Origin of the sequence: Nonlabens marinus S1-08, from assembly GCF_000831385.1 — a bacterium.
GTDB lineage: Bacteria > Bacteroidota > Bacteroidia > Flavobacteriales > Flavobacteriaceae > Nonlabens > Nonlabens marinus.
In genome coordinates, this window is sequence record NZ_AP014548.1 from 2,682,106 (window position 1) to 2,709,036 (window position 26,931).

Genomic DNA, 26,931 nt, shown 5'->3' on the forward strand with positions numbered 1-26,931 from the left:
TTATTGCAAGTTAATATTTACACCTAAAAAACTAGTATGAGAAGCTAGGGTATATCGCGCATGAGAATAACTAAAGCGCATCTTATTGACTTTCAATGAAAAGCCAGCACTCAATCCAGAAAAAGCTCTGGTATCTTGTATGCGCAACTCCTCTGCCCTGCGGAAACTATAACCCAACCGCAATTCAAAAGCACTTTCAGGAAATATTTCTACACCTAAAACTGTATGCCTCAAAGCATTATTGAAAAAACCAGGTTCTTCACTCACCACATTTCCATCTAGATCCCGCTGCGCGTTTGCCTCATTAGAAAATGCAATATTCCATTTTTGCAGATTTTCAAGAGTCACGTGCAGCCTTACAGGCAAGGTGCGCATCGTGTTAGAAAAGCCTAGAGCGATCTCTAACGGCAAACTTTCATATATCTCATTGTATGCGGTAAACTGGGTACCCAAGTTGCGAACTACCAGCGCACCACGCATGGCTTTCTCCTCATCATAATAGAGCAAACCTAAATCTACAGCACCGCCTAACGAGGTGAAACTCTCTAGTTTAGAAGAGATTAATTTAACATTTGCACCTACATAAAAATCGGACCAGGGAATATTGTAGGCATACCCTACAGAAACAGCGACTTCATTTCCTCCAAACTCGCCAGTCGCATTACCCTGCTCATCAAAACCATTGAATTTACCGTAGTCGAGATAGGTTACTCCTGCATGAAAAGTTTGGGTGCGGCGGTCCCAAGTGTAGGCATAACTGGCCGTACCATAATTCACATCGCCTAGGTAATTAGCATAATTCACTTGCAACTGATTGTCCATTTTGGCATTGATCGTTGCCGGATTGTACAAGGCAGTGGTAGGGTCGTAATCCACAACGGTCAACACTCGACCGCCTAGAGCTGCCTGCTTAGTACCAGTAACCAAATTCAAAAATTGATACGTTGCCTCGCCACCTATTTGCGCTTCGGCAGGTGCTATCAAAACAACAGTTATTAAAAGGACCAGGTACCGGTAACGCATCAAATGCTTTGTGGATTGCACATACTTAACGACTGCAAGTTTAATTTATTTTTGACGGGCTGTAAAGTACAGGCTGGTATTTGTTGCGATATCGCTTTCGCGAAAGCGTATTAAACACAACCTTTACAAGATTTCTACCATTGAAAACAAAAGTAAACTCATGACATTTACAATTTGGGAACTTCTTAAACTACTGACAGACGTTGGACTCGTTGTGCTCATCTGGATGGTTCAACTGGTCATCTACCCTAGCTTTTGTCATTATGAAAAGTCTGGATTTGATCGCTGGCATCGCATCTACATGCGGAACATTACTTTTATCGTTCTTCCCTTGATGTTAGGTCAACTGCTACTTTCTGGTTATTTACTGTTTGATTCTGGGTTTGCAATCATGAATATGATTGATTTTATATTAGTAGGTAGCATGTGGTTATCTACTGCTTTATTTTATAAACCACTGCATGAAGAATTGCTAAAAAAACAATTTGATATTCCGTTATGTGATAAGCTTACTTCTACTAATTGGTGGCGAGTTGTGGTGTGGACGGTGATTATGTTACTTAATATTATCTAAGGTTATTTTTATCAATGAGATTTCCCAAATAATTACTATTAATAATCCTACACTTTAATATATCTTCGAATCATAATCATAAAATCAATCAAAAAATGATGAAACAAATTTTACTTATTGGAGCTGTAATTTTCAGCTCAATTGCCGCTAAAGCTCAAACGTCAAATAACGGTATCAAGGCAGGTTTCAACAGTCTTAGTTTAAGTGTATCAGACGAAAACGTATCTGCAAACTCTGATTTATCTGGATTCTACATCGGAGTTTATGGAGAGTTTGGTTTGAGTGAAAATTTTAATATACAACCAGAATTACAAGCGATCTTGTCGTTTTCTGAAGGAGAGTCTTCAAGTACTCTAGCATTACCAGTAATGTTTGAATACCTTGCTACACCTAAGCTTGCCTTGCAAGCGGGACCTCAATTTGAATTTTTACTTGATGAAAATTCGGAAGGTCTCAGGAAATTTGGTGTAGGTTTTGGTACTGGACTCTCTTTTGACCTTACAGATAAATTATTCATTGATGGTAGATATGTATTTGGATTAAACAACCGTTTTGAAGATGATTTAGGTTTTGGAGATGACATCAAACTTAATTTTAATTATATTCAAGTTGGTTTAGGATTCCGTTTATAATATTTCAATAACGTTGTACTGTTAAAAACCAAAGCCTTCGCTTTGGTTTTTTTTGTGTCTCAATTTTAATAAAACCTTGAAATAAAATTATTTTCAAGGTTCTAATGATTTAATTATTTAGCTTTTTCGAAAGCTACTTGTAAAACCAAGACTAAGGTTTCAAATCCAATTTCATGAAACTTACTCTACAACTCGCAGCTATCTATAATATTCTTTGGGGCGCTTGGGTCGTGTTATTCCCTCAAATGTTTTGGGAACTAGTGGGCATGGAGCCACTTAACCAGCCTATGGTATGGCAAGGTATGGGAATGGTGATAGGGGTTTACGGTTTGGGCTATTGGTGGGCAAGTTATGATCCCATGCGCCACTGGCCTATTGTTGCCGTTGGGATGCTGGGAAAGATTCTAGGACCGCTAGGGTTTGTTTTTAATTATGCCCAAGGCAAGGTTCCGTTTGAGTTTATCTATACATTGATCACAAACGACTTCATTTGGTGGATTCCATTTTTCTTGATTTTAAAAAAGGTTCATGTGGATTATAAGTGGAAGTTGACTTGATTAATTTGAAATAGAATCTGAACTTAAATCAAAAGTTGTGGATACGCTGAATTAGACAATACAACTTGTTCAATCATTGTAAAAGCCGCTAATTCTAGATTGACCTGTAATCTTTGTCATGCTGAACTCGTTTCAGCATCTCTTGAAATTGTGTTCTCAAGTAGATATTTTTCAACAAGGCTTTTTTCTCATGCCCTTACTTAAGTAAATGAAAATAATCAGAGCTTTATTCAAGAAGACCCTGAAATAAATTCAGGGTGACAGTAAGTTTCAACTTTTCTTCAACACATCATTAAAACGACTGGAATAGCGACAGCACCAATTGCCCTTTTGAAGTGTTGCTCGTGATTTCTCGCATATAGCCAGCTTGTGCGCGTAATGCTGGCGAGATACGGTAGCCTAGCCCTCCAAAACTCCAGTTGCGGTCAAATCTATTGACAGTGGAGTTGCGCAATTCAGTCTCGCCGTTGATAAATACCTCATTCCAGAATGGTAGGTAAAATTTAGACAACTGATCGTCTTTGTAAAAATCAATGTTTACAAAAATGGTGTAACGCGCCCTGCTACGGAAATCCTGATCTTCTATAAAACGTTCCTCAAAACGGAAACGGTGTCTAATGCTCACCGTTTTGCCAGCATTGGTATCCATCCAGATGTCCTGATGCAGTCGATGTTCTGACGTACCGGCATCACTGTCCCCAAACGGTTCACCATAAAAATAGCCGTAACCTGCATGTAGTTCTAGGGTTCCAATTTTGGGAGTATATGCGATAGCCGCTCTGGCGATAAATTGTTGGAAATCATCAGCAAGCTCATAAGTGCGGTATTGAAAATCGCCAGCGATCCTAAAGTTTTCCGCCACGGGAGCGTTATAAAAATACTGACTCCACAAGCCAGTTTCTGAAATGCCACGCTGTGCCAATCCTACCTGACAGGTAATTAGAAAAACTAATGCTGGAAGAAATGTTTTCATGCGGTGATTTAAGATTTCAAAGATAAGAATCTGCCATCGGGCCGGCAAAATAAAACCATCTGCAGCTTTTTATGGTGAGTAACTAAAACGTTGTAGTACTAGAACTTTGAAGTAATTCCGCGTTCGCGAAAGCGAAAAAATCATCTTATAGTGTAACAAGAATGATCCTCTATCGACTAATAGAAAAGTAGCGAAAGTCGCGCCAGTGCTGGTCTGAATAAGTGTCAGAGAATTCCTGTTTGGTACGATTATTGCTACATTGAATACGACTGTCAAAAGCTGTCAGTCACCTAATTTTTTAATCTTTTTATTTTAATGAGACAACTCAAAATCACCAAGCAGGTTACTAACCGTGAGTCTAAATCGCTAGATAAGTACCTACAAGACATCTCTAAGATCGACCTGATCACTGCAGAGGAAGAAGTGGAACTGGCACAGCGTATTAAAAAAGGTGATCAGAGAGCTCTAGAGAGACTGACGACTGCAAACTTACGTTTTGTGGTTTCTGTTGCAAAACAGTATCAGAATCAAGGGCTTAAATTACCCGATCTTATTAATGAAGGAAATGCAGGTCTTGTAAAGGCTGCCAAAAGGTTTGATGAAACTCGCGGTTTCAAATTCATATCGTACGCGGTATGGTGGATACGCCAGTCGATCTTACAGGCACTAGCAGAGCAGTCCCGTATCGTGCGTCTTCCATTGAATAAAATTGGTTCGATTAACAAAATCAACAAGGCTTTTTCCCACCTCGAGCAATTGCACGAGCGTCCACCATCTCCTGAAGAACTAGCAACTGAGCTGGACATGACGGTGAGTGACGTGAAACAATCGCTTAAAAATGCCGGGCGTCACGTATCCATGGATGCGCCGCTTAAAGAAGGTGAGACTTCTAACCTTTACGACGTGGTTCGTAGTGGTGAGTCACCTAATCCTGACAAGGATCTATTGCATGAATCTTTAACACTAGAGATTACTCGTGCATTAGAAACTCTTTCTCAAAAAGAGGCAGATGTTATTTCGCTATACTTCGGTATTGGAAATCAGCAGCCGATGAGTCTGGAAGAAATAGGTGAAACTTTTGACTTGACCCGTGAGCGCGTGCGCCAGATCAAGGAAAAAGGAATCAAGAGACTGCGCCAGAACAGCCGTAGTAAAATCTTGAAGTCTTATCTAGGATAAGCCATTTTATCATATTGAATTACTGAAGCGCCTGAAAGGGCGCTTTTTTATTGGGGTTGTTTGAAGTTTTTCGCTTTCGCGAAAGCGTGCTCTACAACCATCATCATAACTTGTTTGATCATCTAATTAACTACTAGGCATTCTAAAAACAATGAAAGGATAATCATGTAGAGCGCGAGTCTCGACCGTTTTCCTACTATCTTAGTTGACTATAAAAATTACCAATACATGGCATTAAGCTGGAATGAAATCAAGGACAGAGCACTGAAGTTCTCTATTGAATGGGCAGATGAAACCAAGGAACGAGCAGAGAAGGACAGCTTTTGGAATGATTTTTTCAATGTGTTTGGAATCTCCAGACGTCGTGTGGCGACCTTTGAAGAACCTGTCAAGAAATTAAGTGGCAATCAAGGTTTCATCGATTTATTCTGGAAAGGTACCTTACTTGTGGAACACAAATCCAAAGGCCGTAACCTTGACAAAGCATACACTCAAGCTACCGATTATTTTCCTGGACTCAAAGATCATGAGTTGCCTAAATACATCCTGGTGTCTGACTTTGACCGCATCAAACTCTTTGATCTTGATGAGCGTACAGAACATGAATTTCCAGTCTCAGAACTCTACAAGAATGTAAAGTTGTTTGGCTTTATCGCTGGATATCAAAAAAGAACCTTTCAAGAAGAAGATCCCGTAAACATCAAGGCGGCAGAGTTGATGGGCAAGCTGCACGACCAACTGGAAGAATATGGCTATGAAGGCCATGATCTGGAAGTCTACCTGGTACGACTGCTTTTTATTTTATTTGCTGATGATACCAGCATTTTTGAAAAAGACACTTTTAAAGAGTTTGTCGATCAAAAAACCAATGAGGACGGCAGCAATCTAGGCGCTCTAATGGCACAATTTTTCCAAGTGCTCAACACTCCACGAGAGAAACGCTTTAAAAATCTTGATGAACATTTAAATGCGTTCCCTTATGTCAATGGAAAGTTATTTGAAGAAGTACTGCCTATTGCATCATTTAATTCCAATATGCGTAGTGTGCTACTGGAAGCCTCTGGACTGGATTGGGGAAAAATATCTCCGGCAATTTTTGGATCGCTGTTTCAAAGTGTGATGAATCCTGAGGAACGTCGCAATCTGGGCGCCCACTACACATCTGAGAAAAACATTTTTAAACTGATCAAACCTCTGTTTCTGGATGAACTGCGAGCAGAATTTGACAAAGTAAAATCTTCCACTAAAAAGCTTCAAGAATTCCATCAAAAACTGTCCACACTTAAATTTCTAGATCCAGCCTGTGGTAGTGGTAATTTCCTGATCATTACATATCGCGAGTTGCGCCTATTAGAAATAGATATCCTGCGGGAGCTTTTCAAAAAAGGTGAGCAGGTGCTGGATATCTCGTCCATTCTTTGGCTGGATGTGGATCAATTTTATGGAATTGAGTACGACGAGTTTGCTTCAAAAATTGCCGAGGTCGCCATGTGGCTGATTGACCACCAGATGAATATGTTGATCTCTGAGGAATTTGGCCAGTATTTTGCCAGATTGCCCTTAAAGAAATCTGCCACCATCGTTCATGGCAATTCCCTAAGAATTGACTGGGAAGAAGTGGTGCCTAAAACAGAGTTGAAGTATATCATTGGGAATCCGCCGTTTATTGGGCATCAATGGCGAACTAAAGAACAAATGCAAGATATGGATCTTGTCTTTGGCAAGAATTCAAAAACCAAAAGACTAGATTATGTTGCAGCGTGGTTTTACAAAGCCGCACAATATATTCAGGATTCAAGTATTTCAGTCGCGTTAGTAGCAACCAATTCGATATGTCAAGGAGAGCAAGTTCCTATTCTCTGGAACACACTGTTCAATGATTTTGATATCAACATACATTTTGGTCATCAAACGTTCAAATGGACCAATGAAGCAAAGGGAAATGCTGGGGTTCATGTGATTATTGTTGGATTTGGAAGTTTTCAACCAACTGAAAAAATTCTTTATGAATACGATAATGTGAAATCAGAAGCATATTCTAGAAAAGTGGATAATGTCAACGGTTATTTGGCTGCTGGACCAAATGTATTTATCACTAGTCGAGGAAAACCAATTCATAATTATCCGCCATTATTTAAAGGAAGTCAACCTACCGATGGTGGAAACCTGATTTTAAATGAACAAGAGAAAGAAGAAATGATCATGGCAAATCCAGCTTCTAAAGATTGGATTAAGAGCTTTTTGGGTGGAGCAGAATTTTTAAGAAATAAAAAGAGATTTTGCTTGTGGCTAAAAAACTGTCCACCAGCAACACTTAAACAAATGCCTCTAGTTTTAGAACGCTTAAAACTAGTTGCTGAGGCAAGATTGAAAAGTCCTACGAGAAGCGTCAATGAAGCTGCACGGTTCCCTTCACTATTCACTCAGGATCGACAACCTGAGACCGATTATTTGTGTTTATCAGAAGTTTCGTCCGAAAACAGAGAATACATTCCAATTGGATTTTTGGATAAGGATGTAATATGTAGCAATACGCTACAAATAATACCTACAGCAAACATTTTCATGTTTGGAGCACTAATGAGTAAGATGCATATCACTTGGGCTAAATACACCGCTGGCAGATTGGAAAGTAGGATAAGATACACTCCTTCAGTATACAACAACTACCCATGGCCCAAAGATCCCAGCGATAAAAACAAATTGAAAGTCGAGCAAAAGGCACAAAAGGTACTGGATGCGCGCGCCTTATTTCCTGACAGCAGCCTGGCAGATCTTTACGATCCATTGACCATGCCGCCAGCATTAGTGAAAGCGCATCAAGAACTAGATAAAGCGGTAGATCTATGTTACAGACCACAAGCCTTTGTCAATGAAAATTCCCGCATCGAGTTTTTATTTGACCTGTACAATCAGTACACAGCGCCTTTATTGAGTTCAAAAAAGCAAAAATCATAGCAATCTACGACCTCCTGCTCCCAAAGCAGGCGTTAAGGGGAACTACTAAAAAACTACATAACAACTTTAAATCCTCGCCTCATACGTATACAAATCAAAATACCTGCCTTCTTTAGCGATCAATTCCTCATGCGTTCCACGTTCAATGATTTTTCCCGCTTCAATAACTAAGATTTGATCTGCTTTTCTAATCGTACTTAAACGATGTGCGATCACTATCGAGGTTCGATCCTTTACAAGTTCTGATAATGATTTTTGAATCAGCGCTTCACTTTCTGTATCAAGGTTGGAGGTGGCTTCATCAAGAATGATGATCTTAGGATCTGCTAGAATGGCCCGCGCGATCGCAATGCGCTGGCGTTGACCACCAGATAATTTCACGCCACGCTCGCCGATTAAGGTGTCCAGTCCATCATCAAACCGGTCTGTGAATTCGTTGACGTACCCAGCTTCTACCGCGGCGAGCAAACGTTCCTCGCTGGCATCTGGTCTAGGGAACAAAATGTTTTCTCGAATAGTGCCTTCAAATAGGAATTCATCCTGCAGCACCACACCCAAATGCTTTCTAAAGCTGGCCAATTTGATTTTAGACATATCCTGTCCATCAATAGTTACCAGACCTTGATTAGGATTTAAAAAGGTGGCGGACAATCCTGCAATCGTCGATTTTCCAGATCCAGAACTCCCTACTAATGCAATGGTTTGTCCTGCATTTGCTTCAAACGAAATATTATGAATGACTTCTTTGCCTTTTTCATAAGAAAAGGATACGTTCTCAAACTTAAGATTGCCTTTAAATTGTTCCAATTCGATGGTTCGCTCTCCTAATTGATCTTCTGGAATCAGATTCATCAATTCCTCCGTCCGGTCCAGTCCAGCTAGCGCTTCTGTAAGTTAGCTGCCTATATTGCTCATTTGTATGATAGGTGCAATCATAAAACCCAATAAGATGGTGAAGAATAAAAATTCACCCGTGGTCATATCGCCTTCCATCATGAAGTAACCGCCTATTCCCATGATCCCAACCGATGCCAAACCTAGCAAGAAAGTAGCGCTACTGGTAACAATAGCGGTGGAGGTCAAGCTTTTTTTGACATTTTGGTAAAGCTTTTCCACGCCATCTTCAAAGATTTTATTTTCCTGTGCCTCGGCTCCAAAGCCTTTGATGACTCTAACACCAGCTAGGGTTTCTGTCAATCTTCCTGTTACATCTGCGCTAATTTTTCCTCGGTTTCTGAAAATAGGTCGGATGTATTTGAAGGCTTTCAATGCTACAAATCCGAAAACCGCTACCGGTAGGAATACGAACAAAGTCATCCAGGCATTAATTCTAATAAGCAATACAAGAGAGACTACTGCGGTAATCGCACCACCAACTAACTGCACCAATCCCGTTCCTATCAAGTTACGCACACCTTCTACATCATTCATGATTCTAGAGACGAGTGCACCAGATTTTGTATTGTCAAAAAAGCTTATCGGTAGCGACAAAACTTTCTTTTGTACTTGAGCGCGTAATTCTGAAATCAAAAATTGTGCTTGAACACTTAAGATTCTAGTCAATAAAAACGACGTGACCGCTTGAACTAATAAAGCTATACCTACCAGCCACAACAAATCATAAAGTGCATCAAAGTCTTGGTTAGGAATCACCTCGTCTAACAATGCTTTTGACTTCCAGGGCAGTACCAGACTTGCCAGCCTGCTAATTACAATTAGAATTAATCCAATAAAGACCAACTTCCGCCGTGGCCAGATGATGGTCTTGAATGCCGATGTCATGGTCACTTTTGACTTGATGGTGCTAGATTCTTTCATAGGTGGTAAAGATAGTTGGTGGGTTTGTTCCGCTTTCGCGAAAGCGAACTAAAAAAAACGCCTATCCTCTAGAGAGAATAGGCGTTTTTAAGTCAGAACGACTGGACTTATTTTGTCGCGTCGTAAATCATTTCTGCTACTTTTTTAGAAGAAGCTGGATTTTGACCAGTGATCAAATTTCCATCTTTAAGAGCATATTCTGACCAGTCATCACCTTTAGAATAAATCCCGCCGTTTTCCTTGAGCATATCTTCTACTAAGAACGGAACTACATCTATCAGCTCCACGGCTTTTTCCTCGCTGTTAGTAAATCCTGTTACTTTTTTGCCTTTTACTAATGGTTGTCCATCAGTTCCTTTAACACTTTTCAATGCTGCTGGTGCGTGACATACAAATCCAATAGGTTTTTTAGCGGCATTGAATGTCTCAATCAATTTGATTGAGGTCGCATCATTGGCAAGATCCCATAGAGGTCCATGACCTCCTGGATAAAATACTGCGTCATAATCGGCTGCATTGACTTCAGACAATTTATGAGTAGTAGCAATACGTTCTTGCGCTTCTTTATCGTTTTGGTAACGCTGCGTAGATTCTGTTTGAGCATCTTCTGTTTGACTAGAAGGATCAATGGGTGCTTTACCTCCTTCTGGAGTTGCTAAGGTTATGTTGACTCCTTTATCCTTAAGAGTGTAGTACGGTCCTGCAAATTCTTCTACCCAGAAACCGGTTTTTTTTCCTGTGTCTCCTAGTTTATCGTGTGATGTTAGTACAAATAGTACGTTCATAGTTTTTGATTTAAGGTTATTAATGTCTGAGAATAAGCTTAAAGATGTACAACAATTTGTGCCAATTCTATGTAAAAAAAGAAGGTCAGCTTTTGCTAACAAAATGGAAGTATTCCATGCCTGTATTCTCAATTACAAAATTAAGTGAGAACGACGGCTAGGGTTGTTAAGACAGACAGAAAGTATGCCTTCTGGAAATGCTAATTGTTTCGTAACATCTGACAATTACATTGAGAAATGTACAAACGATTAGACTGGAAAAAACTAAGAGTATACCATAAAAAAAGCCTCGCATGTTGCGAGGCTTTCTAGTATCAGATAAAAGTTCTTAAGCTTTCTTATCGAACTTCTTGTATTTGTTTTTGAACTTGTCAATACGACCAGCGGTATCGATAAGTTTACTTGTTCCAGTATAGAAAGGATGAGAAGTTCTAGAGATCTCCAATTTAATCAATGGATACTCCGTACCATCTACATCGATAGTCTCTTTAGTATTGGCAGTAGATTTAGTGATGAAAATCTCATCATTAGACATGTCTTTAAAAGCGACTAATTTGTAATCTTCTGGGTGAATTCCTTTTTGCATGATCTTGTACTTTGTTCTTTAGCGGCTGCAAACTTAATCAATATTATGATATACGCAAAGCCTAATCCTGCAAAAATACATCATTAAATGGTAGGAATGCAACTCTAGAGATCGGCTATATTTGCAAGTGAACTTAAAACCAAGTTGAAATTTGGATTCACTAGTCAAAAAAACCGGAGTATTATTTGGGGTCGTAGGTGCAGCAATCGTCATCGCTTGTTATCTATACATCTGGCAAAATGAAGATTTTGCAAACATTGCATTAGGAATAGGTATCTATATCATACCTCTAGCTGTAGGTATAGCCGCTCAAGTGTATAGTAAAAAGAGGCAAGGTGGTTTACTTACTCTCAAACAGGCGGTGCTGGCATTTTTCCTATCAGTGCTCATAATTTTTGTGGGAGAGGCCGTGATCAATTATTTGATTTTTGTTGTTTGGGATCCTGAGGCACAGGAGACCGTACGAATTTTACAGGAAAGTATGGTAGAACAAGAAAAAGCAAGCTCTAATGCTGCAGTTCAAGTGAGCGAAATCGATTATAGCTTTAAAGGGTATGCTATTGCCACTGCTTCAAAATTGCTTTTTTACACCGTGATTGGAATAATTACCGCATTCTTTATAAAGAAAAACAAACCAACCACATAGATGCAGCTTTCCATCGTCATCCCATTACTTAATGAAGCCCAGTCCATCCCTGAACTCCAGCAATGGATAGAGCGCGTCATGGCGACTACAGACCTTTCCTATGAGGTCATTTATATAGACGACGGCAGTACAGATGGTAGTTGGGACTTATTGAGTTCGCTTTCGCGAAAGCGTGACAACCTCAGCGCCATCAAATTCCTAAGCAATTATGGAAAATCCCAAGCGCTTCATGCAGGTTTTGAGCGCGCTCAAGGCGAAGTGGTCATTACCATGGATGCTGATTTACAAGACAGCCCAGAGGAAATACCAGAATTATACGACTTAATTGCCCACGGTAAATATGATCTAGTCAGCGGTTGGAAAAAGAAACGTTACGACAGTTTGTTGTCTAAAAATATTCCTAGCAAGCTTTTCAACTGGGCGGCGCGTCGTACTAGTGGTGTACAACTTCATGATTTCAATTGCGGACTGAAAGCTTATCGCCGTGAGGTAATAAAGAATATCGATGTGCATGGAGAGATGCACCGTTATATTCCTGTATTGGCTGCAAATGCTGGGTACAAAAAGATCACTGAAAAAGTAGTGCAGCATCAAGCCCGTAAATATGGGGAGACGAAATTTGGTTATGATCGCTTTATCAAAGGGTTTTTAGATCTTGTAACGATCGCCTTTATCTCTAGGTTTGGGAAACGACCCATGCACCTATTCGGCACCCTAGGGTTTATCATGTTTGTGGTAGGTTTTGTGTTGGCAGCTTACGTTGGGGTTTCTAAACTCTATAAAATGGCTCAGGATCTGCCGTATCAATTAGTAACTACAAATCCGTGGTTTTACATCGCGCTTACAGCCATGATTTTAGGAAGCCTGTTTTTTATCGCTGGATTCTTAGGCGAGCTCATCATTCGCACTGGCAAACCATTGGAACGCTACAAGATCGCCGATGAACGAGCCACTATGTAAGTTTTTTATGGTGTTATGACCCGTAACGGTTAATTTAGAAAGCTCTAATTAACGTTCATGAAATTTCACCTTAGATTTTTACTATTTGCTATCCTATTATTACCTGCTTCTAAAGGATTTGCTCAGGAGCAATTTGGAATAAACATTCCAAGTGGGAATGAACGCAACGCAGTCTGCTCCTATTTTGAGCAATCCTTTCAAAACAAGCCCAAGGAAACTTCTTTTGTCATCAAACGAGAAGGCAATCAATTGTTTTTTGAAACCAATGACGAGAAATGGGTCAAGCAACTCTTCAAAAAACCTACTGATGGAATTGCCGTTGATATCGTATCTAAAAAACGATACGATTGCGAAACTACTTCACAGCCCTCACAAGTAAAAGGGAAATTACTCGCTCCAGTTTATACCAGCGAAATTAGAAAAGGATTGAAACCATTTGAGAACACCAGATACAGGGTTGCGGTAGGTACCATTCCTATTTCTATGCTCAAGGAAGAGTTAGAGTTCAATATTCTTTTTTTAAATGAAAATACCCTCTGCAAGTACTATACTATTTACAACCTCGCTTCCTACCCATGGGATTTGTTAGACATGGGTGTGTATTTAGACTCGTTGACCTTTAAAAATGAGAAGATTGTTAGCGATAGTGAGCAAGCCGTCACTCGCTACAAAACTCTAAGGTTTGTAATCCCATTTGAGAAGAACAAGTCTGTTTATGATGTTTCAGACATTAAGCCGCTGTATGATTCCCTGCGATTAACAGATTTCAATATTAAAACCATAGATATTAAAGCTTATGCAAGTGTGGAAGGAAGTACGCAGCGTAACATGGAATTGCAGCAAGAACGCGGCAGCAGTATCGCTAGTTCTTTACAATCCTTTCAATCTCCAGAGATTGAGACAGCGATCACAACTTCTGAGAATTGGGTAGAATTTTTCAATGACATTTCTCGCAGCAAATATGCCAGTCTGAAATCATTATCTAAAAATGAAATCAAATCTCAATTGGTAGGTCAATTATCTAAAGACCTAGAACCTATTCTTGCTGATCATCGTAAGGCCGTGGTGACTCTAGAGTTGAACCGCATAGATGTTTACAAGGATAAAAGTATGGAGGAATTAATAGGCTTATTCAACACCAGTATAGCTGCCGACCAATTAGAAGAGGCAACGGTTATCCAAAATTCCTTATTTGAAAAGATTAAAGAAAAGGTTTCTCCTGAGGCATTAAAGCAGCTGAATATTCCCGATCAAAAGAAATACCTGGAGTTTTTAAATAAGAACACGATGTACAGCTATTTAATGGACATAAGACTGTCGTTGATCGCATACAATGAAATGAAAAAGCTAGCAGAATTAGATCCTAGCAATCCTAAAATTCAATACAACCTTGCCGTTCTCAAATTTGTATTGTGGCGCAATAATGCAGCTCCTATAGATGCAAATCAATTCAAGTCGCAAATCAATGACTTGAATAAATTTAATATAGACCGGGCATTGATTGATCGAATGATGATCAATTACCACATCGTACGTGCAGAGCGTGAAATGCGGAAGCGTAACTTCAATGAAAAGGACAAAAGCGTCTTGAGTATTCTAAGCACCTACAAAAAAGTTCCATTAACAGATACAGATTATTTGAGCCTAGCACAGTTCCTTACCTATTATGCACAAAGTAGTGAAGCAGTGAAACTTGTTGAGCCTCGTGCACAACAAATAACCATCGATGAAGACCTCCTATTTTATTATTTAAATCTCACGATGATAGATAAGAGAATCACGCAAACCGATGCATACCGTACCATAATGTTAAATGCAGTAAATCAAAATAAGGAACGGTACTGCAAACTCTTTGATCCTTCTTTGGAAGGTGGTGTCACTTTTCAATTGTTAGAAGACGCCTTTTTGAAAAGCACCTATTGCGAGAACTGTCAAGAGTGATAGCATTGTTTGAGGGCTGGTTAGCGTTTTATAAAATACTACCTTTGTCTTCTTATTTATTGATAGCCACTTATGGACAAAGATCACATTCAAATTGTCGCTAACGCCTGGACGAAAGCACCGTTTGACACCGATACTATTTCAAAAACACAAATTCTGATTGACTCTCAATCTGATGAATATTTAGAATCCTTTTATAAGAATTTGGAGTTTGGAACTGGAGGAATGCGAGGCATCATGGGAGTAGGAACTAACCGCATCAATAAATATACGTTAGGAAAAAACACCCAGGGCCTTTCAGAGTATTTGAAAAAATCATTTCCTGATGAGCAAATCAAGGTAGCAATTGCCTACGACTGCCGCCACAACAGTAAGGAACTTTCCCTAACAGTAGCTGAAGTATTAAGCGCTAATGGCATAGTAGTATACCTGTTTCCTGAATTACGCCCTACTCCATTACTTTCCTATACGGTAAAACGTAAAGAATGCCATGCTGGTATCGTTCTAACGGCAAGCCATAACCCGCCAGAGTATAATGGGTATAAAGTGTATTGGCAAGACGGTGGACAACTGGTGCCACCACAAGATAAAGAACTTCTCCAAACCATTGAAAAAACTGATTTCGCAGATATCAAATTCAACGGTAATAATGACTTGATCCAATTATTAGATGAAAGTGATGATCAAGCATTTATTGACGATAGCGTTAAAGCTGGTAAAATCGCTGGTGATGTAGATCGATCTAAAGTCAAAATTGTTTTTACCAGCCTACACGGTACCAGTATTACGATACTGCCAGACACACTCAAGGCGGCAGGATATACAGATCTTCATATTGTGAAAGAGCAAGCAGTTCCAGATGGAGATTTCCCAACGGTAGCCTCTCCTAATCCAGAAGAGCCGGAAGCGCTGGCCCTTGCGGTACAATTAGCTAACAAATTGCATGCGGACATCGTCATAGGTACTGACCCAGATAGCGATCGATTAGGGGTTGCTGTACGAGACAACAATGGCGAGATGTTGTTATTGAACGGTAATCAAACCATGATCGCCATGACTGCATTTTTATTAGAGCGTACCGCATTGAAAGATTTTAATAAACCATTTATAGGATCCACAATCGTGAGCACGCCCATGATGCACGATCTTGCCCTAACTCATAAGGTCGAATGCAAGGAAGGCCTGACAGGCTTCAAATGGATTGCCAAAATGATTGAAGATTTCCCAGAACAGGATTTCGTTGGTGGTGGTGAGGAAAGTTTTGGATATATGGTTGGTGATTTTGTGCGAGATAAAGATGCCGTTACCGCTAGTTTATTGGCTTGTGAAATGCTCGCTTTCGCGAAAGCGAACAAAACATCAGCCTACAACTACCTGCTAGATCTGTATGTAAAACATGGATGTTACCAAGAGCGATTAGTGAGCCTGGTTAAAAAAGGAATTTCTGGAGCGCAAGAAATCAAGCAAATGATGATCGACTTGAGAGAAAATCCACCTACTGAAATTGCAGATAAAAAAGTGATAATTATTGAGGATTACCAGGCTGGAACTCGATTTAATAAAAATTTAGAGAAAGAAGAGGCTATGGATATCCCAACCTCAAATGTGTTGATTTTCTACCTAGAAGATGGGACTAAAATCGCAGCCCGACCTAGCGGTACAGAGCCTAAAATCAAGTTTTACATGTCAGTAAAAGAAACTTTATTAAATGTAGAAGATTATCCAGTCGTACAAAATCGGCTGAATGAGAAACTAGATGCCATTTTAAAAAGCCTAGAGATTAATTAATGAATTACTTCAAGGAAATCCTCCAGTTTGCAAAGCCCTACCGCAAGTATGGCGTTGCAAATATCATTTGTAACATTTTTTATGCGCTTTTCGGGACATTGTCCTTTGTGGCATTGATCCCGGTAATGAAAGTGCTTTTTCAAACCACTAAAGAGCAATACGTTGAACCCACGTGGCAAGGCATTACTAGATCTAAAGAGTATCTAGAAAGCTACGTCAACTGGTACGTGACTGATGTGGTGAATGAAAATCAAGAACAAGCATTGATCGCGATGATTGCGCTGGTTTTGATTTTGTTCTTACTTAAAAATCTAGCGGGATATTTTGGCACCTATTTTATCACGTTCTTGCGCAATGGAGTGATGCGAGATATTAGAAATGCTTTATACCATAAGATTGTCAACCTACCTATCTCCTATTTTTCAGAGAAACGTAAAGGCGATGTGATCGCTCGCGCTACTAGCGATGCCCAAGAGGTTCAGACCAGTTTCTTGTCCATCCTAGAACTGATTGTAAAGGAGCCACTAAACATCCTCTTTGCTCTAGCAGCTATGCTATTGATTAGTTACCAATTAACCATTTTTGTTTTGGTATTCATTCCGGTATCTGGGTTTATCATCTCTTTGATAGGAAAACGATTAAAAAAGCAATCGGACAACGTGCAACGTGAGCAAGGTTTTTTCTTGTCGCTATTAGAAGAAACTCTGGGCGGTCTTAAGGTCATTAAAGGCTTTAATGCAGAAGGTCGCATGGAAGACAGTTTTAAAAACAGCACGCAGCGCTATTATAATTTTGCCAACAAGTTAGAACTGCGTAAAGGTCTAGCGAGTCCTGTAAGTGAATTTTTAGGGATTTTAGTTATAGGCGTGTTGCTTTGGTTTGGTGGTCGTATGGTATTTAATGGGAGTATCGACGGCGCAATTTTCATTTCGTTTATGGGGCTGGCATATGGAATATTAACACCTGCTAAAGCTATTTCTAAGGCCAGCTATGGTGTCAAACAAGGAAATGCTGCTGCAGAGCGAGTCTTGCAAATTCTTCATACAGAAAACCATATTAAGGATAAAGAAAATGCGGTGGAGGTTTCCGCTTTCGCGAAAGCGATAGACATACAAGGCTTGACATTTGCATATGAAGATGAAGATGTCCTGAAAGACTTCTCGCTTTCCATCCCAAAAGGTTCTACTGTTGCTCTTGTAGGTCAATCTGGGAGCGGTAAAAGTACGATTGCAAACCTTGTAACACGATTCTATGATGTCCATGACGGCACGATCACCATTGATGGGCATAACATTAAAGATGTGAAATTAAAAAGTCTGCGCGATCAAATGGCTATAGTTACTCAAGACAGCATTCTATTTAATGATACTGTGGCTGTAAATGTCGCCTTGAGCGATAAAAGTGCGAGCGATGAACAAGTGATTGAGGCTTTAAAAATTGCTAATGCTTGGGAGTTTGTTTCACAATTGCCTAAAGGCATTCATACGAACATAGGCGATAGTGGTAATAAGTTGAGTGGCGGACAAAAACAACGCTTGAGTATTGCCCGTGCGGTGCTTAAAAACGCTCCAATTCTTATATTAGATGAAGCCACCAGTGCGCTGGATACAGAAAGTGAACGACTGGTACAAGATGCCTTAGAAAAAGTGATGCAGAATAGGACTTCAATCGTGATTGCGCACCGTTTGAGCACCATTCAAAAAGCAGACCAGATCATTGTGATGAACCGTGGAAATATTGTGGAACAAGGTACCCATGAAGAGCTCATCAGTCTTCAAGGAGTGTACAGCAATCTGGTCAATATGCAAAGCCTGGCATAGCCATGAAATCCCTATTTCACTCTTTTAAGACAGATGTTGCTCATTTAGAGAAACCATCACAATTTAATTATCCCTTTTATTATGAGCCACACCCGCTAGCTCTAGTTGCTACCCGTGAATTGCAAACGTATCTTGAATCGCAAACCCAGTGGTTTCAAGAGGGCAGCTTACAAGAAGCTGGAAAAATGTTCGGTGTACTGGTAGTGGAAACAGAGACTGGTAAGCTAGGGTACTTAGCAGGTTTTTCAGGCAAACTGGCTGGTGAAACGACACAAGATTTCTTTGTACCACCTGTTTATGAATTGGAACGAGTAGATTCCTTTTTTAGACAAGAAACTGCAAAATTAGACGAACTTACTAAGGTGCTACAGAGTTTAGAAACTGATCTTAGTAACATTCAACTACAAGCTGATTACAAAAAGGAATTAACCAAAATAGAACTTCAATTAGAAACTGAAAAAGAACGCATACAAAGTCGGAAAAGGAAACGGCGCATTCACATAAAAGAGCAGAAAAGAACATTATCTGAATCTAAATTCCAGCAATTTGAAGCGCAGCAGCGACAACTTAGTCTTAATGATAGTTTTTTCCTAAGAGAATATGAGGAGTACTTACTTGAAAAATTTAGACCTCTACAGCAGCGCTTTGAGAAATTAGAATCCGAGCTCGAGACCTTGAAAACAAAACGTCGGGAAGGTTCGAACTGGTTACAAGATTGGCTCTTTGACGAGTATAATTTTTTAAACGCTCAAGGCGAAATCAGAAACGTCAAAGACATCTTTAAATCCAGAATTCCTGATACACCACCCGCTGCAACCGGAGATTGTGCTGCGCCCAAATTGTTGCAGTATGCCTATGAAAATAACTTAAAACCCATCACTATGGCGGAGTTTTGGTATGGAGCATCTCCTAAATCCAAAGTACGCCAGCATGGAAATTTCTACCCTTCCTGCCGCAGCAGGTGTGAGCCAGTGTTGGAATTCATGCTACAAGGAATAGATGTTGAAGAGAATCCGTTATTAGAAAATCCTGCGACACATAAAGAGCTAGAAATTATTTATGAGGACGACTATTTGCTAGCCATAAATAAGCCGTCAGAATTTTTATCAGTTCCCGGGAAATCTATTTCAGACTCTGTTCAAAGCCGAATGAAAGCTAGATATCCTGAAGCAACAGGTCCTATGATTGTACATAGACTAGACATGTCAACTAGCGGGATTTTGCTTGTGGCAAAAAACCTTGAAATCTATCATGACTTACAGGAACAGTTTGTCACTCGCAAAGTGCAAAAACGCTATGTAGCTGTATTGAAAGGAACAGTAAAAGAGGATCATGGATACATAGACCTGCCGCTGAGAGTTGACTTGGACAATCGGCCTTACCAGCTCGTTGATTTTGAGTATGGGAAGTCCGCTAGAACTCGATATGAAGTGATTCATCGGGTTATGGATAGCACTAGCGTTTACTTCTACCCCATTACGGGTAGAACACACCAGTTAAGAGTCCACGCCGCTCATGTAGATGGATTGAACGCACCGATTGTGGGCGATGATTTATACGGCACTAAAGATCAAAGGCTTCACCTGCATGCACAGCAATTAACATTTACACATCCCGTTGCTCAAAAAACCGTGGTATTACAAACCAAGGCTGACTTTCTCACTTAAACTGATGTCAAAAAAAACCACCGTTTTCACGGTGGCTTTCATAAAATCTCGATGAGTTTTATAGGGATAAACTCAGCGCGACTATAAGTTGTTCTGGTCTGGTGTCGATGCGGCTGCGGTTAATACCACTAAACTCCACCTCATTTTCCTTGAAACCTCGCTCATATCTTAAGTCGATTCCTAACCTACCTAGATCTATGCCAACTCCAAATTGCGCTCCGACTGAAAATTCTTCCATGACATCATCTACATCAACATCTTCAAGCTCCGTATCTAAAATGTACTGTAATGAAGGACCTGCAAAAACATTTAGTGGTCCTATTATATTTAAACCTACTAGAATAGGCGCATCAATTTTATTCACCTCAAATTCTCCAACTGAATATTCACTATTCAATTTAGTGTACAGCAATTCTGGCCGTATGTAAACTCTGCCTAGATCTGCTTTAGCAAAGAATCCTAAATGGTAACCGATTTTGTCATCAGGATTTTCGGCACGATTGGGAATTTCATTTTCAAAATCTCCGGTAGAACCATAATTCAATCCTCCTTTGATCCCGAATGCGCTACCTGTTTGGGCAAAGGCTGCTGCACTTAGTAGCATGAACGCTACACTCCATAATATTTTCATAGTAATAGGGTTTTATGATACTCAAAACGTATCTGTTCTCATTTTATTGAATTAAAAACCATGCCACAGGGCAATTTTAAGATAAGCTGCACAAATTGAAGCTATTTCGTACAAGGTTTTCCCAATTTCTAGGCAAATCATAAATAATAATTATTTTTGTATCTACAATAATTGAGATGAAAAAAAGTGCACCTGCAGCTATTCCGCTTTCGCGAAAGCTAATAACCACCATTATCAAAAAAGCGACGGAGCTTAATGAAGCTATCGCTCAAGTCTTAAAAGAAGAGAGCTTAACCACTCAACAATTTAACGTTCTTCGCATTTTGCGAGGCCGCCACGGTGAGCCTGCTAGCTTGCAAGATGTTTCAAAAGATATGTTGCATTCTAATTCCAACACCACTCGTGTGGTGGATAAATTAGTATCTAAAAACTATGTGGATCGCATTCAAAGTCCAGAGGATCGCAGGCAGATAGAGCTAACAATTACAGATAATGGTTTAGAATTATTATCAAGACTGGATGCACGAGTAGATCAGATAGAAGCTCTATTAACAAAAAATATTTCAGAAATTGAAATGCAGGAATTGATAAATAAACTTCATCATATTAATAATTGATACTGTTAAGACTTCGTCTGACTAACATCAATCTCGTTCACAAAAGACGCTCTCAGGTACCACAGATAGTTCACTTTAGTTCTCTAATTTAATTAGATCTTTAGCTATCAACACCATCTGTAAATCGTAACTATCTCATCCTTTATTTCATTATTCTTATTTCCTTGTAACTAAGAAATTGTCAGATTTCTTGATAAAACTCGAAGCTTACTCAGCTAATAATCAAAGTGGATTCCTTGACGGCCATCAATTTGTAAGCGATCTTTGCTATATGGAATCAACCACTACAAAAACCACTCTTGGTCTTAACCTCCCAACAGACCCTCGTTGGGTTGATCTAGCCGCTATGAGTCTTCAAGATATATTGACAGACCATGCTTTTTGCGAGCAAAAAGCAGCGAGCACCATGATTTCTATGGTTCAAATGCATTCTGACAAACCTGAATTAGTAGATGCACTTTCCCCAGTAGTCACTGAGGAATGGGGACATTTTAGAATGGTGCTGGCAGAGCTAAAAAAGCGCGGCTTAGAGTTGGGATTACAGCGACCCGACGACTACATCAAAACATTGATGAAAGGAAAGCCTAAAGGCGAAAGTCGCGATTTTCTATTCCTTGATCAATTGCTCATTTGCGCCTTGATTGAAGCTAGAAGCTGTGAACGGTTCAAAATGCTCTCTGAAAAATTAGAAGATGAAGGTCTTCAAAAATTTTACCACCAATTCATGGTGGCAGAAGCGGCTCATTATCGATTGTTTTTAGATTTGGCTAAAACCTATTTTCCGGAGGACCGAGTTATGAAGCGCTGGGATTATTGGTTGAAGTATGAAGCAGATTTTTTGAGCAAAATGGAGGTGCGTGGCGATAGAATGCATTAGATCAGTCTGTGAGTTTTAGAGTTAAGAGTTAAGAGTTAAGAGTTAAGAAAAATGCTAATAAAGTTGTTTCGAACGAGAGTCGAGAAAAGGTTTAGCGATATTAATTTAATGCTTCTAGAGCCTGAGTGCTCAATTTAGAATTTGAAAATCGGCAAATACGATTTGTGCAGCAAATCAAGAATTGGTAATTGATAATAATGTTTACAGAACAAAACTACCGTCGCTGGCTACGCCTAAGTATTTTAGTCATTTACCTGATCATCATTGCCGGTGCAGTAGTGCGGATGACAGGTAGTGGTATGGGCTGTCCTGACTGGCCCAAATGTTTTGGCTATTGGATACCACCCACTGAAGAAGCAGAATTAGAGTTCTCCCCTAATACGTCCTACAAAGAGGGAATGGTCATCATAGTCGACCAAGAGTTACGAGTTGCTAAAGAAAGTTTCTTCAGTACAACTTCCTACAGCGAGAGCGATTGGAAACCCTATACCAAACATGACTATGCTGTATTCAACAAGTTCCATACCTGGACAGAGTATATCAATAGACTAATAGGTGCTTTAGGTGGTTTGGTGGTATTAGTTGCTGCATTTCTCTCTTTACAATTTATAAAAACCAGACCTAAACTTACTGTACTTACGATTGCTGCCTTATTAGCGATGCTCATTCAAGCTGTCATAGGTAAAATAGTGGTAGACACCTTATTATCGCCAGTGCTCATCACCATTCACATGATCGTGGCATTACTCATTGTGGGGCTTTTGATTTACTTGCTGTATGAAGTATTACCTCCAGATTCTAGCTATAAGAATCAAGGTCGGCTGCCTAAATTTGCCTTGTTAGTTATCTTGTTGACACTAGCTCAAGTAGCGTTAGGTACTCAAGTACGACAGTTTATAGATCATCAAGTAGATCTTTTTGGGTATCCGCTCAGTTCTGAGTGGCTAGAAAATGGTCCTGCACTATTTTTCATTCATCGCAGTTTTTCCATTCTTCTAGTATTAATTCATGGTTGGTTTTTTTATGAAGCCATTTTCAAATGGAATCACCCTATACGATCTTACTACACTTTAGGTGTTCTCATCATTGGAACTATAATAAGTGGGATATTAATGAATTATGCAGACTTCCCATTTGGGTCCCAAGCGGTACACCTCGTTCTAGCCTCGCTCATTCTAGGATTGCAATTCTACATTTGGATGCGATTGAGGTCGGCAAGAATAGATCCATAACTTCTATGGGAAAGCTGGGAAATGGTCGAGGAACAATTCTTTAAAAACCTATCTTTGCGCTCCTTAAAAATTTCATGAAATGATCTATAGATTAAGAGCTATTCTGAACGCGTCAGATGATGTTTTTAGAGATATTGAAATCGCAGCAGATGCGACTTTGGAAGACCTACACAACGTGATCTCACAATCCTTTCAATTACAGGGGGATGAGATGGCGAGCTTTTATTCCAGTGATGAAGACTGGAACCAAGGGGAAGAATTCTGCTTATTTGATATGAGTGAAGGCTCCTCTTCCATCAAAAAAATGTGCGATACTCTCATGAGTGACGTCATGGATAAAAGCAATACACGGCTCATCTACATCTACGACTTTTTAAACATGTGGACCTTTTTAATAGAACTGGCTGATATTGCTGGTCCTGTGGATGGTACTGCTTACCCACAAGTGATCTTTGCCATGGGAGAATTACCAGATTCCCCTCCAGATCCAGAGTTTGAAGCAGATCCTCGCTTTACTGAAGAAGATGATGAAGACGAATATGGCGATGACGAGGAGTTCTATGAAGACTATGACGATAACGAGTTTTATTAAAAACACATGATCAATCTATACAATACGAGAATTGAAGACCTAGCGATACACCGTGTAGGTAATAAAAATAAGGGGGAAATGCTCTTGACCTCTAGCAGCAGCACGCCGCTGGATGATGAGATGCACTCGTTATTGAAAGAATATTTCTTAAAACCCTTCCGTTCTAAGGAAGAGGCGTATTACAGTTTCCATCATGAGGAAGATTTGGAGTTTCATGAGATGTTCGCTTTCGCGAAAGCGATATTCTCGACCCCTGCCACCTTATTGGAAAACTCTAAAAAGATTGCGAAACAGCTGTACCAACAGTCTGTTCATCCACACATAAGAAGCGGCGAGGTATACGTGTGTCACTTTACAAATGTGATGCTGGACAACAACAAGACTGATGCGATTGGTATTTTTAAGAGTGAAATCAAACAGGATTTTTTACAGTTTGAAGAAACAGAGAGCGATCTTAAAATGATCTTGAAGCAAGGTGTGAACCTTAACAAATTAGATAAAGGCGCCATCATTTTTAATGTCGAGCAAGAGAATGGATTCAAAATTCTATCTGTGGATTCCAATAGATACGACGCTAAATATTGGCTAGACGATTTCTTAGGAGTTGATGTGTTTGAAGATGAGAACTTCTTCACTAAAAAATATTTGAAGTTTTGTCAAGATTTCGCAAAAGACGTAGTACTTCCTGCTGAGGATAAAAAGGAAGAGGTGATGTTTATGAATCGGGCAGTCAACCATTTTGCCAAAAATGATAGCTTCGAAGAGTCTGCTTTCCTGAATGACACATTTGAGAATCCAGATTTAATTCCTGAGTTTAAGCATTATAAAACTGAGAAAGGTCCTAAATACAGTATTGAGGATGTTTCCAGCTTTCCTATCTCGAACACCGCTGTAAGCGCTGCCCGAAAAGGCATAAAAAGCGTGATTAATCTAGACACGCACGTGCAAATTAAAATGGACTTTACCAACAGCGATAGTGCTGAAAAGTTCATTGAAAAAGGCTGGGATGAAGAACGACAGATGTATTACTACCTTGTTTATTTTAATAGAGAAGAAAAAAAATAATTACGCCTCGTTAGAATAATTGCGTCTTACAAATTCTAGAGCGGTATTAAGTACAGAACCCATATTACGGCAGTTCTTGAATTTCACATCGCCTGTGAAGTTCATCAATTCTTTTTTTAATTCCTTGAGTTTTACTGTAGAGGTTAAATAATCACTGCGCATACAGCGTATTAAGGCTTTATATCTAGACTGTGTATTGATCAATCGCTTTGCAATCAAGGCACGCTCCTCTTTCTTATACTGCTCGATGCTTTCATTTTTCAGACAGTCTGCTACGTTCATAACCATAGGCACATTCTCTTTAAAGAATTGAGGCCTATAGACTTTCAAGCGACCTTCATAACTTTGCTGATCAAAGTCGATGGCACGTATCGCATAACTTACCCTATCAAAATCGTGCGTGGGAATAATGACATAATTGTAGGCTCTCATGTCTCCTAGCAATCGTATTAAACAGCGTTCATTAAACTTCACGAACTCTTTAGCAATTTGAGTACGCTCTTGATGATCACATGATTCAAGATAGTCCTCAATAAATTCGTCACCAGGAATTCCAGCAATATGCTCCTCAATTAAAGTATCCCCATGAACTAAAAAGTTAATACGGTGAGGCGATAATAAATGCTCAAGTTCTAATCCATAAATACGAGAAGAATCGGCTTTTTTAATGTAAAAATAAGTGTGCCCATCATTTAGGACATTCCTGATTTTTATGCGGAAGGGCTTGGTATTTCCAAAAGTACAGTAATCTACTGCATCCACATTCAAGAAATCCAGCGATTTATCCCGACCATCACTGTGTAAAATGTCATAAATATGCTTCAGATCACGATCAATGTGCTCGCGTTCATGATCTGGATAGTAACAACGCACCCATAGGGTATCATTCTCGTTTTTATCGTAAACGGTTATGGCTCCTTGAAATCTTAAAAGGTCATCATAAGATACAGTGATGTTCGATTCTCGATTGTATCTTTTAAGGTAATCTTTGAGCTTTTGGTGGACAGGAAAAGTGGGTTTTTTCCTAGACAATAATTTGTCATCTTCAACATCATTCATGTAGGGCGTAACGTTTAATAAATTTTATAGTCTCATAATACAACAAAAACACCAACTGTGGAAAAAATCCTAGAAATAAACCAACTCACAAAAAACTACGGCGCCTTAACTGCTGTGGACAATGTCAGTTTTACGATAGAAAAAGGCCATGTATATGGCATCTTAGGACCTAACGGTAGCGGAAAGTCTACGACCTTAGGCATGGTCCTCAATGTTGTCAACCCTAGCTCTGGTAATTACAGCTGGTTTGAAGGCACAGTAAATAATCATGATGCGTTAAAGCGCATCGGTGCTATTATTGAAAGACCTAATTTCTATCCAAGCATGGACGCTGTTCAAAATTTAAAATTGGTTTGTAAAATCAAGAACATCAGTGAGGATAAAATTGATGAAAAACTGGAGTTGGTGGATTTGCTTTCGCGAAAGCGATCTCCATTTAAAACCTATTCTCTGGGGATGAAACAGCGTCTAGCTATTGCCAGCGCCTTGTTAAACGATCCTGAAATATTAATTCTAGATGAACCTACCAATGGTTTAGATCCACAAGGAATTAGGAAAATACGAGACATCATTCAGCATATTGCTAAAACTGGTACTACCATCCTACTGGCTTCTCACCTATTGGATGAAGTTGAAAAAGTGTGTACTCATGTAATTGTATTGCGTAAGGGTCACATGTTGTATTGTGGTCCCGTGGAAGAAATGAATAAAAACTTCGGTTCCATATTTATTGATGCTAAAGATAGAACAGCTCTCCAAACCTTTCTCAAAACCCAGCCCTATGCTGGAACTACCGAAGACCAAGGCGATGGGCTGGAGGTAAAGCTATTAAGCGATGTAGATACTACACAGATCAATCAAGATGCTTACCACGCAGGAATTGTATTGAGCAAATTGATGTTTAAAAAACAAAGTCTAGAAGACCAATTCATAGAACTTACTAAAAACTAA

Annotated in this window: 23 protein-coding genes and 1 pseudogene; 17 read left to right on the forward strand and 7 right to left on the reverse strand. The window is 39.6% G+C overall.

Going from position 1 to position 26,931, the window contains the following annotated elements; translation table 11 throughout:
- The gene (gene porQ, locus NMS_RS12310; RefSeq protein ID WP_041497096.1) at positions 1-1,023 is read right to left on the reverse strand and encodes a type IX secretion system protein PorQ; all 1,023 of its coding nucleotides are present in this window, start codon (positions 1,021-1,023) and stop codon (positions 1-3) included.
- 160 nt (positions 1,024-1,183) lie between these two features.
- Here porQ and NMS_RS12315 point away from each other — a divergent pair, with 160 nt between their 5' ends.
- From NMS_RS12315 to NMS_RS12325, 3 genes are all read left to right on the forward strand, one after another.
- Positions 1,184-1,597 (forward strand): hypothetical protein, encoded by a 414-nt coding sequence (locus NMS_RS12315; protein ID WP_041497097.1) that lies wholly within the window; start codon positions 1,184-1,186, stop codon positions 1,595-1,597.
- 98 nt (positions 1,598-1,695) lie between these two features.
- Positions 1,696-2,229 (forward strand): porin family protein, encoded by a 534-nt coding sequence (locus NMS_RS12320; RefSeq protein WP_158449012.1) that lies wholly within the window; start codon positions 1,696-1,698, stop codon positions 2,227-2,229.
- Between the two features lie 173 nt (positions 2,230-2,402).
- Entirely contained in the window at positions 2,403-2,786 is a 384-nt protein-coding gene (locus NMS_RS12325) for a hypothetical protein (protein ID WP_041497099.1), read from the forward strand.
- A 292-nt stretch (positions 2,787-3,078) separates the two neighbouring features.
- On the opposite strand, the gene NMS_RS12330 is transcribed toward NMS_RS12325, so the two are convergent.
- The gene (locus NMS_RS12330; RefSeq protein ID WP_041497101.1) at positions 3,079-3,759 is read right to left on the reverse strand and encodes a DUF2490 domain-containing protein; all 681 of its coding nucleotides are present in this window, start codon (positions 3,757-3,759) and stop codon (positions 3,079-3,081) included.
- A gap of 315 nt (positions 3,760-4,074) precedes the next feature.
- Here NMS_RS12330 and NMS_RS12335 point away from each other — a divergent pair, with 315 nt between their 5' ends.
- Both NMS_RS12335 and NMS_RS12340 read left to right on the forward strand, forming a co-directional pair.
- Entirely contained in the window at positions 4,075-4,938 is an 864-nt protein-coding gene (locus NMS_RS12335) for a sigma-70 family RNA polymerase sigma factor (protein ID WP_041497103.1), read from the forward strand.
- Positions 4,939-5,166: 228 nt separating this feature from the next.
- Positions 5,167-7,896 carry a DNA methyltransferase gene (locus tag NMS_RS12340; RefSeq protein WP_041497104.1) on the forward strand — a complete coding sequence of 910 codons (2,730 nt, stop codon included), beginning with the start codon at positions 5,167-5,169 and terminating at the stop codon, positions 7,894-7,896.
- Between the two features lie 66 nt (positions 7,897-7,962).
- On the opposite strand, the pseudogene NMS_RS12345 reads toward NMS_RS12340, so the two are convergent.
- The 3 genes and pseudogenes from NMS_RS12345 to NMS_RS12355 all read right to left on the reverse strand — a co-directional run bounded on the left by NMS_RS12345 (position 7,963) and on the right by NMS_RS12355 (position 11,085).
- Positions 7,963-9,714 (reverse strand): annotated as a pseudogene (locus tag NMS_RS12345) (ABC transporter ATP-binding protein).
- 107 nt (positions 9,715-9,821) lie between these two features.
- Complete coding sequence (locus tag NMS_RS12350; protein ID WP_041497105.1) at positions 9,822-10,499, reverse strand: type 1 glutamine amidotransferase domain-containing protein; 678 nt, start codon at positions 10,497-10,499, stop codon at positions 9,822-9,824.
- Positions 10,500-10,827: 328 nt separating this feature from the next.
- Positions 10,828-11,085 carry a type B 50S ribosomal protein L31 gene (locus NMS_RS12355; protein WP_041497107.1) on the reverse strand — a complete coding sequence of 86 codons (258 nt, stop codon included), beginning with the start codon at positions 11,083-11,085 and terminating at the stop codon, positions 10,828-10,830.
- Positions 11,086-11,236: 151 nt separating this feature from the next.
- Here NMS_RS12355 and NMS_RS12360 point away from each other — a divergent pair, with 151 nt between their 5' ends.
- The 6 genes from NMS_RS12360 to NMS_RS12385 all read left to right on the forward strand — a co-directional run bounded on the left by NMS_RS12360 (position 11,237) and on the right by NMS_RS12385 (position 19,907).
- Positions 11,237-11,731, forward strand: coding sequence for a DUF4199 domain-containing protein (locus tag NMS_RS12360; RefSeq protein WP_041497108.1), 495 nt, complete (start codon positions 11,237-11,239; stop codon positions 11,729-11,731).
- On the forward strand, positions 11,732-12,691 hold the full coding sequence (locus NMS_RS12365) for a glycosyltransferase family 2 protein (protein WP_041497110.1): 960 nt from the start codon (positions 11,732-11,734) through the stop codon (positions 12,689-12,691). It abuts the gene before it with no gap.
- 57 nt (positions 12,692-12,748) lie between these two features.
- Positions 12,749-14,632 carry a hypothetical protein gene (locus NMS_RS12370; RefSeq protein WP_041497111.1) on the forward strand — a complete coding sequence of 628 codons (1,884 nt, stop codon included), beginning with the start codon at positions 12,749-12,751 and terminating at the stop codon, positions 14,630-14,632.
- Between the two features lie 72 nt (positions 14,633-14,704).
- Positions 14,705-16,420 (forward strand): phospho-sugar mutase, encoded by a 1,716-nt coding sequence (locus NMS_RS12375; RefSeq protein ID WP_052476966.1) that lies wholly within the window; start codon positions 14,705-14,707, stop codon positions 16,418-16,420.
- Complete coding sequence (locus NMS_RS12380) at positions 16,420-18,240, forward strand: ABC transporter ATP-binding protein (protein WP_041497112.1); 1,821 nt, start codon at positions 16,420-16,422, stop codon at positions 18,238-18,240. Before NMS_RS12375 ends, NMS_RS12380 begins: the two co-directional genes overlap by 1 nt.
- 2 nt (positions 18,241-18,242) lie before the next feature.
- The gene (locus NMS_RS12385; protein ID WP_041497113.1) at positions 18,243-19,907 is read left to right on the forward strand and encodes an RluA family pseudouridine synthase; all 1,665 of its coding nucleotides are present in this window, start codon (positions 18,243-18,245) and stop codon (positions 19,905-19,907) included.
- Positions 19,908-19,965: 58 nt separating this feature from the next.
- On the opposite strand, the gene NMS_RS12390 is transcribed toward NMS_RS12385, so the two are convergent.
- Positions 19,966-20,538, reverse strand: a complete 573-nt coding sequence (locus tag NMS_RS12390) for a porin family protein (protein WP_041497114.1) — start codon at positions 20,536-20,538, stop codon at positions 19,966-19,968.
- A gap of 176 nt (positions 20,539-20,714) precedes the next feature.
- On the opposite strand from NMS_RS12390, the gene NMS_RS12395 reads away from it, so the two are divergent.
- The 5 genes from NMS_RS12395 to NMS_RS12415 all read left to right on the forward strand — a co-directional run bounded on the left by NMS_RS12395 (position 20,715) and on the right by NMS_RS12415 (position 24,921).
- A complete protein-coding gene (locus NMS_RS12395) occupies positions 20,715-21,155 on the forward strand; it encodes a MarR family winged helix-turn-helix transcriptional regulator (protein ID WP_041497115.1) in 441 nt (146 codons plus the stop codon).
- Positions 21,156-21,426: 271 nt separating this feature from the next.
- Positions 21,427-22,032 (forward strand): tRNA-(ms[2]io[6]A)-hydroxylase, encoded by a 606-nt coding sequence (miaE, locus tag NMS_RS12400; protein ID WP_041497117.1) that lies wholly within the window; start codon positions 21,427-21,429, stop codon positions 22,030-22,032.
- Positions 22,033-22,229: 197 nt separating this feature from the next.
- Positions 22,230-23,264: a COX15/CtaA family protein gene (locus NMS_RS12405; RefSeq protein ID WP_041497118.1), complete on the forward strand. Its 1,035-nt coding sequence runs from the start codon at positions 22,230-22,232 to the stop codon at positions 23,262-23,264.
- Positions 23,265-23,343: 79 nt separating this feature from the next.
- Positions 23,344-23,856 carry an IS1096 element passenger TnpR family protein gene (locus NMS_RS12410; protein ID WP_041497119.1) on the forward strand — a complete coding sequence of 171 codons (513 nt, stop codon included), beginning with the start codon at positions 23,344-23,346 and terminating at the stop codon, positions 23,854-23,856.
- Between the two features lie 6 nt (positions 23,857-23,862).
- Complete coding sequence (locus NMS_RS12415) at positions 23,863-24,921, forward strand: nucleoid-associated protein (RefSeq protein WP_041497120.1); 1,059 nt, start codon at positions 23,863-23,865, stop codon at positions 24,919-24,921.
- On the opposite strand, the gene NMS_RS12420 is transcribed toward NMS_RS12415, so the two are convergent.
- Positions 24,922-25,980 (reverse strand): hypothetical protein, encoded by a 1,059-nt coding sequence (locus tag NMS_RS12420; RefSeq protein WP_041497121.1) that lies wholly within the window; start codon positions 25,978-25,980, stop codon positions 24,922-24,924.
- A gap of 57 nt (positions 25,981-26,037) precedes the next feature.
- On the opposite strand from NMS_RS12420, the gene NMS_RS12425 reads away from it, so the two are divergent.
- A complete protein-coding gene (locus tag NMS_RS12425; protein ID WP_041497123.1) occupies positions 26,038-26,931 on the forward strand; it encodes an ABC transporter ATP-binding protein in 894 nt (297 codons plus the stop codon).